At 69.8% G+C, this 13463-nt stretch carries 12 protein-coding genes; 3 read left to right on the top strand and 9 right to left on the bottom strand.

Annotation, left to right across the window (positions count from 1 at the left end; genetic code table 11):
• Window positions 1–111: 111 nt before the first annotated feature.
• From ACFV4K_RS30265 to ACFV4K_RS30245, 5 genes are all read right to left on the bottom strand, one after another.
• On the bottom strand, window positions 112–1284 hold the full coding sequence (locus tag ACFV4K_RS30265; RefSeq protein WP_379279515.1) for a thiolase family protein: 1173 nt from the start codon (window positions 1282–1284) through the stop codon (window positions 112–114).
• Window positions 1284–2381 (bottom strand): chorismate-binding protein, encoded by a 1098-nt coding sequence (locus tag ACFV4K_RS30260; protein WP_379279513.1) that lies wholly within the window; start codon window positions 2379–2381, stop codon window positions 1284–1286. Before ACFV4K_RS30260 ends, ACFV4K_RS30265 begins: the two co-directional genes overlap by 1 nt.
• Window positions 2374–3546 carry an AMP-binding protein gene (locus ACFV4K_RS30255; protein WP_379279511.1) on the bottom strand — a complete coding sequence of 391 codons (1173 nt, stop codon included), beginning with the start codon at window positions 3544–3546 and terminating at the stop codon, window positions 2374–2376. Before ACFV4K_RS30255 ends, ACFV4K_RS30260 begins: the two co-directional genes overlap by 8 nt.
• A complete protein-coding gene (gene menD, locus ACFV4K_RS30250; RefSeq protein ID WP_379279510.1) occupies window positions 3546–5234 on the bottom strand; it encodes a 2-succinyl-5-enolpyruvyl-6-hydroxy-3-cyclohexene-1-carboxylic-acid synthase in 1689 nt (562 codons plus the stop codon). Before menD ends, ACFV4K_RS30255 begins: the two co-directional genes overlap by 1 nt.
• Before the next feature lie 329 nt (window positions 5235–5563).
• Window positions 5564–6766, bottom strand: a complete 1203-nt coding sequence (locus ACFV4K_RS30245) for a cytochrome P450 (protein ID WP_379279508.1) — start codon at window positions 6764–6766, stop codon at window positions 5564–5566.
• Window positions 6767–6923: 157 nt separating this feature from the next.
• Between ACFV4K_RS30245 and ACFV4K_RS30240 the strand changes: the two genes are divergently transcribed.
• The gene (locus ACFV4K_RS30240; protein ID WP_379279506.1) at window positions 6924–7322 is read left to right on the top strand and encodes an SDR family oxidoreductase; all 399 of its coding nucleotides are present in this window, start codon (window positions 6924–6926) and stop codon (window positions 7320–7322) included.
• A 12-nt stretch (window positions 7323–7334) separates the two neighbouring features.
• On the opposite strand, the gene ACFV4K_RS30235 is transcribed toward ACFV4K_RS30240, so the two are convergent.
• Together ACFV4K_RS30235 and ACFV4K_RS30230 are read right to left on the bottom strand one after the other, a co-directional pair.
• Window positions 7335–7913, bottom strand: a complete 579-nt coding sequence (locus ACFV4K_RS30235) for a TetR/AcrR family transcriptional regulator (RefSeq protein ID WP_379279505.1) — start codon at window positions 7911–7913, stop codon at window positions 7335–7337.
• Between the two features lie 64 nt (window positions 7914–7977).
• On the bottom strand, window positions 7978–9150 hold the full coding sequence (locus tag ACFV4K_RS30230) for a cytochrome P450 (RefSeq protein WP_379279503.1): 1173 nt from the start codon (window positions 9148–9150) through the stop codon (window positions 7978–7980).
• 276 nt (window positions 9151–9426) lie between these two features.
• On the opposite strand from ACFV4K_RS30230, the gene ACFV4K_RS30225 reads away from it, so the two are divergent.
• Complete coding sequence (locus ACFV4K_RS30225; protein ID WP_379279501.1) at window positions 9427–10401, top strand: hypothetical protein; 975 nt, start codon at window positions 9427–9429, stop codon at window positions 10399–10401.
• A gap of 23 nt (window positions 10402–10424) precedes the next feature.
• Window positions 10425–11270, top strand: coding sequence for a 4,5-DOPA dioxygenase extradiol (gene ygiD / locus ACFV4K_RS30220; RefSeq protein WP_379279516.1), 846 nt, complete (start codon window positions 10425–10427; stop codon window positions 11268–11270).
• A gap of 6 nt (window positions 11271–11276) precedes the next feature.
• Here ygiD and ACFV4K_RS30215 read toward each other — a convergent pair whose 3' ends face one another.
• On the bottom strand, window positions 11277–12116 hold the full coding sequence (locus tag ACFV4K_RS30215) for an IclR family transcriptional regulator (protein WP_379279500.1): 840 nt from the start codon (window positions 12114–12116) through the stop codon (window positions 11277–11279).
• Between the two features lie 93 nt (window positions 12117–12209).
• Window positions 12210–13403, bottom strand: coding sequence for an AI-2E family transporter (locus ACFV4K_RS30210; protein ID WP_379279498.1), 1194 nt, complete (start codon window positions 13401–13403; stop codon window positions 12210–12212).
• Window positions 13404–13463 lie beyond the last annotated feature (60 nt).

Genomic DNA, 13463 nt, shown 5'->3' with positions numbered 1-13463 from the left:
TCGCGGCGGCGTTCGCCTAGGTCGCGGCGGGCGACCCGGCGTTCGCCGCGATCCTGGCCGCCGCTCGCCCCGCGCACTGAGCCAGGCGCGGCGCGTGCCGTGCGGCCTGCGTCAGAGTGCTTCCAGGATCATGGCATTGGCCTGACCGCCGGATTCGCACATGGTCTGCAGCCCGTAGCGGCCGCCGCGTTCGTGCAGCGCGTGCACCAGGGTGGCGGTGAGCCGCACCCCGCTGGCCCCGAGCGGATGCCCGAGCGAGATCGCGCCGCCGTGGACGTTGACCCGGTCGAGGTCGGCCCCGGTTTCGCGCGCCCACGCCAGCACGACGCTGGCGTACGCCTCGTTGATCTCGATGAGATCGATGTCGTCCAGCGTCAATCCCGTTTGCTTGAGCACCTTCTCGGTGGCCGGCACCACGGCGGTCAGCATGAGGAACGGGTCGTCGCCGACCGCGACATGGCTGCGGATCCGGGCCAGCGGGGTGAGCCCGAGCCGCTTGGCGTGCTCGCTGGTGGTGACCAGCACCGCCGCGCTGCCGTCGCCGAGCTGGCTGGCATTGCCCGCGGTGATGTGCCAGGCGATCTCCGGGAAGCGTTGGGCGATGGCCTCGTTGTAGAACGACGGCGACAGCGCGCCGAGTCCGGCCGCGGAGGCGTCGAACCGGATGGTCTCGTCGCGGGCCAGGCCATTGATCGGCGGGGTCAGTTCGGCGTCGAATCCGCCCCGCTGCGTGGTCTCGGCGGCGCGGCGGTGGCTCTCGAGCGCGTAGTCGTCGAGCTGGCCGCGCCCGAATCCCCACCGCGCGGTGATGAGTTCGGCGCTGATGCCCTGCCACGGCACGCCCTGCGGATAGCGTTCCAGGAACGCCGATCCGGTGAGGTTGTCCACGTCGAGCAGGCTGGTGCCCATCGGGATCCGGCTCACCGACTCCACGCCGGCGGCCACCACCAGGTCGCAGTCCCCGGCGATGACCGCGTGCGCGGCGAAGCGCAGCGCCTGCTGGCTGGCGCTGCACTGCCGGTCGATGGTGCTGGCGGGCACCGACTCCGGGAACCCGGCCGCCAGTGAGGCACGCCGGGTGACATTGGTGGCCTGTTCGCCGACCTGGCTGACCACACCGCCGATGACCTCGTCGATCAGCGCCGGATCGATGCCCGCCTGTTCGACCACGGCGCGCAGGCTGTGCGCCATCAGATCCACCGGGTGCACGCCGTCGAGCGCGCCGCCTTGTTTTCCCCGTCCGATCGGCGTGCGTACCGCCGCGACGATGACCGCGTCACGCATCACGGGATCCCCAGCACCCGGCGCATGGTCGCCAGCTTGGCCGAGGTTTCGGCGAACTCGGTGTCGATCCGGCTGCGCGACACCACGCCGCCGCCGGTGCGCAGCGTGAGATCGCTGCGGTGGGAATCCAATTCGAGCCCGCGCAGCGCCATGTGGAACTCGCAGTCGCCGGCGCTGTCGATCCAGCCGACCAGGCCGCCGTAGTAGGCGCGGGCCGGTTCGTAGTCGGCGATCATGCGCCGCGACCCGGTCTGCGGCACCCCGCACACCGCGGGGGAGGGGTGCAGCGCGGCGACCAGCTCGGTCACCGGGATCTCGGGGTCGAGCAGGCGGGCGGTGATGGGGGTTCCCAAGTGCCACAGGCCCGGAGCGGTCACCAGTTCGGGATCGTCGGGATAGTCGAGGTCGGGGCAGAACGCGGACAGGCCCTTCACCATGAAGTCGACCAGGTGCCGGTGCTCGGTCAGGTACTTGTCGTCGAAGAGCAGGGCGCGGGCGCGTTCGCGGTCCGCGGATTCGGGCAGCCGGGTGTCGCGCAGCACGGTTCCGGCCAGCGGCGTCATGGTGATGGCGGCCCCGGATTTCGCCAGGAACAGCTCCGGGCTCGCGCCCATCGTGTACACGCCGGGATGGTCGAGGTGTTCGACGAAGTAGCCGCGCGCGTTCGGGTACAGCTCGGTGATCCGCGCGAACAGGGCGAGCGGATCGACCACGCCGTCGTAGAAGTAGCGCTCGCAGCGCGAGATGACGATCTTCTCGAGCTCGGGTTCGGGGGCGCGCAGCAGGGTCAGCGCGTCGTCGATGTGGCGCAGGTAGTTCGCGATGGCGGCGTCGTTGAACTCGACGTCGGCGCGGAACTCCGGATGTCGGCCGGGCAGCCGCGGGCTCGGCCGGTGTTCGGCGGTCCGCCAGCCCAGGTACAGCGAGGACTCGGCGAGCTCGGTGTCGAAGGGGATCGCGCCCGCCACCACATTGCCGTACGCGCCCGCCCGCACCGCGGCCTCCGCTTCGGCGAGATTGTGATAGCAGATCAGCGGCCCGTCCAGGCTTACCGGGCCGTTCGCGCCGGCCAGGCGGAATCGCACGGGATCATGCATGGGAGTGCTCCGATTCGGTGGTGGTCAGTCGGTCGCGCACGGCGCGGCGGTCGATCTTCTGGTTCGGCAGCAATGGCAGCTCGGCGCCGAGGACGAAGCGCTTGGGCACCGCGGCCCGGCCCAGCCGCTGCCGCACGCGTTCGCGCAGCGGCTCCAGGTCGGGGTCCGGAATCGATTGGCGGGTCACGAGATACGCGCCGACGAGTTCGCCCCACTCGCGGTCGGGCACGCCCATGACCACCGCGGACTCGATCCACGGCACGCCGGTCAGGGCCTGTTCGATCGCGATCGCGGACACCTTCACGCCGCCGGTGTTGATCAGGTCGTCGACGCGGCCGGTGGGGACCAGCAACTCCTGCGACCAGTGCCCGCGGTCCGAGGTGCGGTACCAGCGGGTGTCGCCCTCACGGTAGAAGGGCTGCTCGCCGGTGGCATCGAGATAGCCGTCGGCGACCACGCTGCCGCCGAGATGGATTATGCCGTCGATGATCTCGACCCGCACACCGCGCAACGGCGTGCCGTCGTAGACACAGCCGCCGCAGGTCTCGGTCATGCCGTAGGTGACCACCGCGTCGGTCAGCTCGCGCAGGGCACGGCCGGTCTCGTCGTCGAGGCGGGCGCCGCCGATCAGAATCTTGTCGAAAACCGCCAGGGCGGTACGGGATTCGGTGTCGGCGAGCAGTCGGGTGATCTGGGTGGGCACCAGCGAGGTGTAGCGGCGACCGGCGGGCAGCCGCCGGGCCGCGGCGGCGAACGCGGCCGGATCGAAGTGGCCGCCGGGCAGCGTCGTCACCCGGGTGCCGCCGAGCGTGGCCCGCGAGATCACCTGGAAGCCCGCGACGAATCCCGCGGGCAGGCACAGCAGCCAGTCGCCCGCGCCGCCGAGCCGCTCCGAACTCGCCTGCGCCGAGGAGGTGAGGGCGGTGCGGGACAACAGGGTTCGCTTCGGGACGCCGCTGGACCCGGAGGTGGACAGCACCACCGCGGTGGTGGCGGGCACGGTCGACGGAAGCCCGTGGGCCTGACCGGGATCGGTGATCGGGGCGATGGCCTCGCCGCCGCGGTACGCGACCTCGATGGCGCGGCGGACGGTGTCGACCGCGGCGTCGGGATCCTCGGGCACGAGCAGGGGAGTCAGCGGTATGGCGTCGGACGGGTATGACATCAGGAGTGCAGCTCCAGCTCGAGATTCAGCGCCGAGACGGTGGTCGCGTCGAACGCCGCCTCCACCGCCTGGCGGGTGCGGGCGTGCACATCACGCAGATCGTTTCGGGTGACCGGGATTTCGAGTACCGACAGCCGACCGGACCGCCGGGCGTGACCCAGCGACGCGGGCAGGTCGTCGATCTCGACCGTGGCGTGCGCGACGTCGTAGGCGCGGCACAGGTGGGCGATGTCGATGTTCTGCGGCGTCCCGTAGATCCGTTCGAAGGTGTCGCCGTAGGGCTCGCGCTTGTAGCGGGCATCGCCCTGTTCGAGCAGCTCGAAGATGCCGCCGCCGGCGTCGTTGGACACCACGATGGTCAGGTTCGCGGGCATGCGTTCCAGCCGCCCGGTCTGCAACCCGGACGCGTCGTAGGCGAAGGTCAGGTCGCCCAGCAGCGCCACGACCCGCCGATCGGGGTGCGCGAGCGCGGCTCCGGTTGCGGCACTGACGTTTCCGTCGATGCCCGCGACGCCGCGATTGGACAGCACGTCCACGCCGGGCGGGATCAGGCCGGTCAGCGAGACGTCGCGGATCGGGTTGGACGCGCCGAGCCACAGCAGGTCGCCGGGGCGCAGGGCGCCGAGCAGCGCGCGCGCCACGCCGACCCCGGTGCGGCGGTTGGCGGGCTCGGCCATGGTCCGAGACCAGGCCTCGCGCACGGTCTCGTCGGCGTGGCCAAGTTCGTCGATCCAGTCCGGCGCCGGGGCGCCGCTCCAGCGCGGATTCCGGGACAGCAGTTCGATATCCGGTGCGGCGTAGAGCCAGTCGCCGCCGCCGGCGACGAGCACGGTGCGCACGCCGGGCCGGGCGAGCAGGCGGCCCACATTGCGGTGCAGGGTCGGACGGCCGTAGACCACGACCTGCTCGGGCCGCACCTGATCGAGAACCCAGGGGTGCAGGCGCTGCCGGTCGCCGACCGCGACGGTCGGCTCGGCCATCACCGGCACCGGCGGCAGGGCGGCCGGATCCGCGCCGTCGCCGGCGATGACCAGGGTGGACCGGCGCAGGTCGAGCTCGACCGCGTCCGGGTGCGCTGGACCCGCGATCTCGGGCATGGTGATCCACGGGGCGCCGCCGGGACGACCTGCGGGAGAATCGATTTCGGGCAGCGGCGGCACGCCCGACGACAGTGGCAGGTCGATCTGCACCGGGCCGGGACGGCCGACCAGCTTGCCGGTGCCGATGCCCAGTGCGCGGCAAACCTGCGACCGCAGTATGCCGTTGGCGGTCGCGTCGACCGCGCCGCCGGACCAGGTCTGCTGCACGTGACGGGTCTGCGAGGCGAGCAGCGCGGTCTGGTCCACGGTCTGCGACGCGCCGGTGCCCAGCACGTCGGGCGGGCGATTCGCGGTCACCAGCACCAGCGGCAGATCCGAGTAGTTGGCCTCGGTGACCGCGGGCAGCAGGTTCGACACCGCGGTGCCGGAGGTGGTCACCACGACCGCCGGACGGCCGGTCGCCTTCGTGATCCCCAGTGCCACAAAGGCTGCCGAGCGTTCGTCCAGCCGGACCTGGAGTTCGATCTCTCCAGCCCGCGCGCGCCGCGCCAATTCGAAGCCGATCGGGCCGTTGCGAGAGCCGGGACAATACACGAACCAGTGCGCGCCATTGCGAATGAGTTCATCGACGACAACGGCCGAGATCACCGCTGGCATGATGTATTTCCAAACTGAAATGATGTCGTTCCGCGCGAATGCGAAACCGATTGAAAAACAGTCACAAAACAATCCCGACAGCGAGTCCCCGACAATTATCCGCTGTTGGTCAGATGACCCGCAACGCCATGGCAACACGCTATCGGGACGTGGCAGATGCTGTCAATGTGAGCCGTAGCTCTCAACAGCCTTGCAGCTCAGAGCGATTCGATCACCATCCGGGGGTGTGATCTGGGTGGGTGGACAGACTTGTCTGTCAATGCCGTTGTCGCGCTGCCGTAAGCCAGATTTGTCTGTACCGGCAGCGCGTATTCACTCGGCTACCATGCCACCGGAAGCGCCTTCGGGCCGCGCAGCAACATGCCGGTCTTCCATTCGACATCGGCCGCCGGAATCGCCAAGCGCAATGTCGGATATCGGCGCAGCATCGTGCTCAGCGTGACGTCCAATTCGAGTCGGGCGAGCTGTGCGCCGACGCAGTGATGGAATCCGTGACCGAAAGTCAAGTGCGAGTTGTGATGCCGGGAAAGGTCCAAGGTGTCGGGCTCGGGGAACACCGTCTCGTCGCGATTGGCGGCCTGCAGGTCGACGAAGACCGACTCCCCGGCGCGGATCAGCGTGCCCGAGAGTTCGATGTCCTCGGTGGCGATGCGCGGGAACGCGCCGCCGTTGCCGACCTGGATGTAGCGCAGCAGCTCCTCGATGGCGGTCGGGACCAGTCCGGGATCGGCGTGCAGCCGTCCCCATTCGCCGGGTTCGGTGAGCAGCACGTAGGTGAAGTTGGCGATCTGGTTCGCTGTGGTCTCGTGCCCGGCGACCAGCAGGGTGATGCCGAGGGTGATCAGCTCCTCCTCGCTGAGCCGGTCCTCGTTGTCGCGGGCCGCCACCAGCGCGCCCAGCAGGTCGTCCGCCGGTCGCTCGCGGCGCACCGCGATCTGCTCGGTCAGGTACCCCGCGACGGCCGCGTAGGCCATCGCGCGCTCCATATCGCTGACGGCGGTGGTGGACATGATCGCGTCGGAGAAATCACGGAAGCGATGCTGGTCCTCCGGTGGGACACCGAGCATTTCGCAGATGACGGTGACCGGCAGCGGCAACGCGAGCGCCGCCACCAGATCGGCGGGGGAGCCCGCGGCCTCCATGGTGGTGAGCAGGTCCTCGACGATGTGTTCGGCGCGCGGGCGCAGCTGCTGGACCCGGCGCGAGGTGAACGCGGTCATGGTGAGTTTGCGGAGCCGGGTCAGCTCCGGCGGGTCCATGCTCGTCGGAATGTTCGGCAGCGCAGGGGTTTCCCGCACCCGCGGCACGTCCAGCCGCCCCACGGTGGCGGCGCGGCTGAAGCGGGGATCACTGAGCACCGAGCGCACGTCCGCGTAGCGGGTGACGAGCCAGGCCTCGCCGCCGTACGGCAGCAGGATGCGCGAAATCGGTTCCTCGCGTTGCAGTTTCGCCGCGAGCTGCGGCGGATCGAGCCGGACCGGCTCCCCGAACGGGTAGGGGCGGGCTTCGGTGTGTGTGGTCACGCGGTACTCCCTGTTTTGGGACGTGACCTTAGTTGTCCGCGCACCCTCGCGCCTCGCCGAACGACGTCTCGCTGCGCGACCGGCTCCGGCCGCGACCATAGACTCGGCCACGGCGCGAACCACGGCCGCGGTCGTCCCCCGTGAAGGAGCGTCGCTCGTGAACATCGATCTGACCGGCAAGACCGCACTCGTCACCGGCTCCACCCAGGGCATCGGGCCGGCCATCGCCGCCGGACTGGCTCGCAGTGGTGCGCGGGTCGCCGTGAACGGCCGCACCGCCGACCGGGTCGAGTCCGCCGTCGCCGAACTGCGGTCCACCGGGGCGGACACGCACGGCGTCACCGCAGCAGCTCAACTGGTCGATCCCGCGCTGCCGTGGGACCAGGCACAGCGTGGGTTCATGTGCGTCCACCGCCCGCAATCACTGATCCAGCGGCTCATCGAGCCCGAGGAGATCGCGAACATGGTGGTCTACCTCAGTGCCCCGTTCGCCTCGACCACCACCGGTGGTGCCCTACGGGTCGACGGCGGCTATGTCGACTCGATCCTCCCGTAGGCCGCGCGCCCGCTAGCCCGGCAGCGCCGCGAGGTACGGGGCCACCAGCTCCCGCGCCCGCGCCTCGACCACCGTCGGTTCGGTGCCCGCCTCGACCATCCGGGTCGCGGCGTGCACGATCGCGTTCACCAGCTCGGCGGTCAGCTCCGGATCGGCCGCCCCCAGCTCCTCCAGCGCGGCCGTGAGCGGCGTGGTGAGCCCGTCGTGCAACTGCCGCGCGCGCCCGGCCATATCGTTGTTCGGCAGGGCGGACGCGAGCGCCCGCGCCACCGCGTGCTCGCCCTCCACCACGAGATCGATATTGACGGTGATGTATTCGAGCACCCGCTCCGCCGGAGTCGCGGCCCGGCCCATCTGCTGGGCGATGCGCGCACTCCACCGCGGGAACGCGTCCTCCATCACCGCGATCAGCAGATCGTCGCGCGATTTGAAGTACTGGTAGACGCTGGGCCGCGCGAGCCCGGTCCGGGTCGCGACCTCGGTCAGCGTGGGCACCTGCCCGGCCGCCAGCACATCCCGCGCCGCGTCGAGCAGCGCGCGCCGCTGGGCCGCGTGGTGTTCGGCGACGGTCGCCGCCCGGATCTTCGGCACAGCGCCGGGACCTCCTCGCCGGATCGGGTGAATGGTCCCGACAGTGTCCCATCCACCCGATCGGTCAGCGGCAGGTGACCGGTAGTTCGCTGAGACCGTGGATGACCAGGCTCGGCCGCCAGCGCAACCGCTCGCGATCCTCGACGGTGAGTGCGGGGAACCGGGTGAGCAGACGAGCCAGGGCGATATCGGCCTCGAGCCGGTCCAGCGGCGCGCCCAGGCAGAAGTGGGCTCCGTAGCCGAAAGCGATGTGGTGGTTGTCGATTCGGTCGGCGTGGAAGGTCTGGGGATCGTCGAAGCGGGTATGGTCGCGATTGCCCGCGCCGAGGGCGACCATGAGCAACTCGCCGGCCTCGATGCGGACCTCGCCGAGCGTGAGCGGCGCCGTCGTGTAGCGGAAGGTCGCGATATTGACCGGGCTGTGGAATCGCAGGACCTCTTCCCGGAAGGTCTTGGCGGCCACCGGATCCGTGGCGATCCGGGTCCGGGCTTCGGAATCGTCGGGCAGTTCGAGGACGCTGCTGCCGATGAGATTCACCGTCGTCTCGTGTCCGGCGATGAGCAGCAGCAGGGCATTGGACCGGAGTTCGTCGGAGGTGAGCCGATCGCCTTCCTCGGTGGCGCGGATCAGTGCCGAGAGCACATCGGTCCCGCCGTCGGTCCGGTGGTCGGCGATCAGATCGTCGAGGTATTTCGCCAATTGCGCATTGGCATCGGCCTTCGACTCGTGACTCCGCGCACTGACCAGTTCGCTCGACCAGCGCTGGAAGTCGGAGCGGTCGGCGGCGGGCACACCGAGCAGTTCGCAGATGACGGTGATCGGCAGCGGGAAGGCGAACTCCCGCAGCAGATCCACCGTCGTGCCGGGCGTGATGGCGTCGAGCAGGTGGTCGGCGATCGCGGTGATGCGCGGCGCGAGCGCGGCGACGGCGGCCGGGGTGAACGCCCGATCGACCAGCTTGCGCATCCGGGTGTGGTCCGGCGGATCGGCATTGAGCATGTGCCGTCTGTTGCCCGGATCCGCGACGGTCGCACCCGCCACCAGCCGATCGTCGTCGGCCACCGCTTGCAGGTTCTTGCTCACCGTCGGATCGGTCAGCACCTGCCGAGCCGCGGTGTAATCCGTTACGAGCCAACCGATCACGCCGTGCGGGAACTGCACGTGATGGACCGGCCCGAGCTCGCGTAGCCGCGCGTAGACGGCGTGCGGGTCCTGGAAGAACTCATCGGTCAACACGATCGGCCGCTCGTCGATCAAGGCAACCCCCGGAGGTGTATGCGTCCGCAGCGGAGAACCGGTCCGAGACGGGGACGGACCTGCCGCCCACGATAGGCGCTGGTCGGCGATTGTGGCGCGTTGCGGCGGGAATCGGACGCGCATGAGGCACGATGGCGAGAATCTATGATTGCTGAGTTGTTGCCAGTCTGTTCGTGGGAAGGCGGGATCGCTGTGATCAGTGCGGCCTCGGAGGCGGTTACTGGGAACCCGGCCCCATTCACCTGGGTGACCGCGGTGTCCATGCTCGTGTTCTGTGCGATCCTCTGGGTGATCGTCGACTACATGCGGGTGCACCCGCGTCCGGCGACCTGGGTGTGGGGGCTGTCGCTGCTGACGTTCCCGCTGTGGATCTGGGGACCCGGGCGCGATATCGGGCTGGTGAACTGGTTCTCGTGGGCCAAGATCCTGTCGGTGCTGATTCCGCTGACCATCGTCGGATTGATGCGCGTCGCGGTGGCCGAGCAGCGGGTGGGGCGGTTCTGGGACCTCCTGCGCAATCCGCGGTTCCTGTGGTTCCCGTACGCGATCCTGTTCCTCAATATCGCTGAGGCGACGCTGCGCGACGCGGAGATCGGGAATTACTGGAACGCGGCGGTGGGACTCGGCCTGTGCCTGACGATCCCGTACTCGCCGCGGTTCTGGGAGATCCTGCCGGGCCGCAATGCCGAGCTCGTCGCCTACACCACCATGGCGTGGAACTTCCTCTACACCACCTGGAATCTGTGCTTCACCTTCGGCGGATACCCGCCCGAGGAGGAGCATTTCGCGGCCAGCGTGTGCATTCTCGCGGTCGCGGAGATCTATCCGCTGGTGAAGCGGCGGCCCGAGCTCTACATCATGGCGCGCATCTACACGCTCCCGGTGCTGATGCTGGTGATCGCCATCTACAACCTCTTCCCGAAGGTGATGCCCTCGGACGGCTGGTTCAACAACGACGTCTGGATCGTCTGGGGCATAGCCAATTTCGTGCTCACCGTGCCGTACCTGTTCTGGTACACCTGGCAGCTCGAATCCGACCGGTCGTTCATCTCCTTCCGGCGCGGCAAGGCCCGCGCGGAGTTCGTCCGGCTGCACGGCGACACCATCGACCAGCTGATGGACATCAACCTCTCGCTCGATGCCGCCGTCGACACCCACGGCCGGACCCGTACCCGCGGACCGCAGCCCCCGCGCCGCGCCCCGGCGTCGGAGGCCGGTGATCCGCGATGACCGCCGCCGACCCGGCCGCCCGCATGCCCGCCGCGTTCCTCGGCCACGGCAGCCCGATGAACGCGCTGGAGAGCAACCGGTACACGCAGGCGTGGGAGGCGTTCGGCCGCAGTGTGTCCCGTCCGCGTGCCATCCTCATCGTGTCCGCGCACTGGTACATCAACGCGACCGCGGTGACGGTGATGCCGCACCCGCGCACCATCCACGACTTCTACGGCTTTCCGCCCGAACTGTTCGCCGTCCAGTACCCCGCACCCGGGCTGCCCGCGCTGTTCGAGGAGGTCAGCGAGGCGGTCGAACCGAACTGGGTCGGCGCGGACACCGACAGCTGGGGCATCGACCACGGGTCCTGGTCGGTGCTGCGACACGCCTTCCCCGAGGCCGACATCCCGGTCGTGCAGCTGAGCATCAATGCCGACAAGCCCCTCGAATACCATCTCGAGCTCGGCATCCGGCTGCACGCGCTGCGCGACAGCGGAATTCTCATCGTCGGCAGCGGCAATGTGGTGCACAATCTGCGCGGCATCGACCCCAGCCGCCCCGACACCGGCTTCGACTGGGCCCGCCGCTTCGACGAAGCCGCCCAGAACCTCATGCTGAACCGGCCCGCGGACATCCTGGCGCTGACCGACCAGCGCGACTACTCCCTCGCGGTGCCGACCCCCGACCACTTCATCCCGCTGCTGTATCTCGCGGGATTGGCCGCCGCCGCGTCCGAGGACACCGATACGCTGGTCGACGGTTACAGCTACGGCTCGCTGTCCATGACAGCCTATTCGCTCGGAATCTCTTGCCCCGGAGCCGATTCCGGCTCGGGCGGGGCGGCCGAACTGCCCGACGGCATCCCGGCCGACGGTACCAACAGCTGACGGGCCTCAGGCCAGCCGGGCGCGCGTCCGCAACGTCGGTTCGAGCGGCTCGGCCCCCATCGACCCGTCGGCGAACATCTCCGCGGCGGTGCGGCGGGCGGCGGTGAACACCAGCGGCGCGATCCGCCGCAGTTCCAGCTCGCCCCGGGTGGCCAGCGAGATCGCGGCGACCGGTCCGTCCGGACCCAGCACCGGCACGGCGACCGCGCTGATCCCCAGCTCACACGTGGTCCCCAGCGAGACCGCCAGCCCATTGCGCTGCCGCACCCGATACAGGTCGGCCTGGACCGCCCGCCGGCGCGCGATCGGCCGAACGGTGGAGCTGCGCAACGGAAGTCGCAACACCCGGTCCGCGTCCTCGGGAGTCATCGAGGCCAGCAGCGCCAGCCCGCACACCGTCTGCGTCGCGTCCAGCCGCGCCCCGACCCGCGACGGAATGGACGCCGCGTACGGTCCGCCCACCTTGTCCAGGTAGTGGACGGTATTGCCCTCGAGCACCGCCAGATGCGCGACGGCCCCCGTCGCCACATGCAGATCCGACAAGGCCGCCGACGCCGCGGCCCGAATGTCCTCGAAGTCGGTGATCCGCGCGAGCCGCCGCGTCCGCGCGCCCAGCCGATACCCCTGCTCGTCGTGCACGAGCCACTGCAGTTCGGTCAACTGGCATGCCAGCCGGAAGGTGGTGGATCGCGGCAGCCCGGTCCGATCGGTGATGTCCTCGAGCCGCAGGCACTCCCGCCCACTGTCGAACGCGTCCAGAATGGCCGACATCCGCTCGATGACCCCGGAGCGCGATTCCCGAATGGCGGTCTCGCCGCCGACGGGCGGCTGGTCCGTCACCGTCATGCACTGTCCTCTCACCAAGCTTCGCTCCACCGCAGCGTACGACGCGGGCGAGCCGGGCGGAATACGAGCCGACCGATTGGTCCGGGCGAGGGATCAGTCGTGCGTGGTCGGCGCCGGCGTCTCCACGTCGTAGCGGCGGATGTAGGCGGACAGGAAGGCCTGCGCGGTGGCCGTGACCGGGATCGCGAGCAGGGCGCCGGTCGCGCCGAAGAGGGCCGCACCCGCCAGGACCGCACCGAAGGCGACCGCCGGGTGCATGTCCAGGGTGGTCGCGGTGATGCGGGGCTGCAGGACGTAGTTCTCGAATTGCTGGTAGACGACGATGAATCCGAGGATCCACAGCGCCGTGCGCGGCTCGTGGGCGAGGGCCACCATGACCGGGAGCGCGCCCGCGAGATAGGTGCCGACGGTCGGAATGAACTGGGAGACGACGCCGACCCACAGTGCCAGGGCGAAGGCGGACGGGATCCCGAGGACTCGCATGGCGGCGTAGTGCGCCAGGGCCGAGCAGGCCGCGAGCAGGGCGCGGGAGTACAGGTAGCCGCCGGTCTTCTCGACCGCGATGCCCCAGGCGCGCAACACGTGCCGCTGGCGCTGCGGCGGCAGCAGCGAGCAGACCGCGTTGCGGAAGCGCGGGCCGTCGGCGGCGAAGTAGAAGGTGAACAGCAGGACGCCCAGACCTTGGAAGAGCACGCCGAGGGCGGTGGTGCCGATGCCCCACACATCGTCGGCGAGGTCCAGTGCCCAGGTCTGGAGTTTGGCGCTGAGCTCCGAGGTGCGGTCGGTGATGTCGGCGACCGAGAGATCGGTGTGGAAGGTGTCGTTGATCCAGGTGACGACACTCTGGATATCGTGCGGCAGGTTCTCGATCAGGGACGACACCTGCCCGACCACCAATTCGCCCATGGTCCAGACGAATCCGACCAGCACCGCGGTCACGACCGCGAACACCGCCCCCGTCGCCGCCCCGCGCTTCCAGCCGCGCGCGGCCAGCCAGTTCACCGCGGGCTCGATGGCGAAGGCCAGGAACAGCGACACCACCAGCACGGTCAGCAGTCCTTGCAGCCGGGTCAGCGCCCAGAAGGTGACCACGATGCCCGCGACCGTGGCCGCCGCCAGCAGGTAGGCGCGCGGCAGCCAGGCGGGAATCACCGAGGCCACCAGGACGTCGGGCCGGACGCCCGCGTCGTCGGTGTCCTGGACCTTCGCGGCGGTGTCCTCGGATTTCGCGTCGGCGTCCCAGGCGTCGGTCTCGCCGTCTCCGGCGGGGGATTTCTCAGCGGCCACACCGCCAACCTAGCGGCGACCCGCCTTGCGGACCCGGCCGGGGCCCGCACGGTCCAGATC

Source organism: Nocardia sp. NPDC059764 (assembly GCF_042732555.1).
Lineage (GTDB): Bacteria > Actinomycetota > Actinomycetes > Mycobacteriales > Mycobacteriaceae > Nocardia.
This window is presented reverse-complemented; position numbering and strand designations above follow the sequence as displayed.

What these genes read in the sequence shown, in the direction of transcription:
- ACFV4K_RS30265 (WP_379279515.1), bottom strand. Translation starts at nt 1,284, where the DNA reads ATGCGTGACGCGGTCATCGTCGCGGCGGTACGCACGCCGATCGGACGG.
- ACFV4K_RS30260 (WP_379279513.1), bottom strand. Translation starts at nt 2,381, where the DNA reads ATGCATGATCCCGTGCGATTCCGCCTGGCCGGCGCGAACGGCCCGGTA.
- ACFV4K_RS30255 (WP_379279511.1), bottom strand. Translation starts at nt 3,546, where the DNA reads ATGTCATACCCGTCCGACGCCATACCGCTGACTCCCCTGCTCGTGCCC.
- ygiD (WP_379279516.1), top strand. Translation starts at nt 10,425, where the DNA reads ATGCCCGCCGCGTTCCTCGGCCACGGCAGCCCGATGAACGCGCTGGAG.
- ACFV4K_RS30215 (WP_379279500.1), bottom strand. Translation starts at nt 12,116, where the DNA reads ATGACGGTGACGGACCAGCCGCCCGTCGGCGGCGAGACCGCCATTCGG.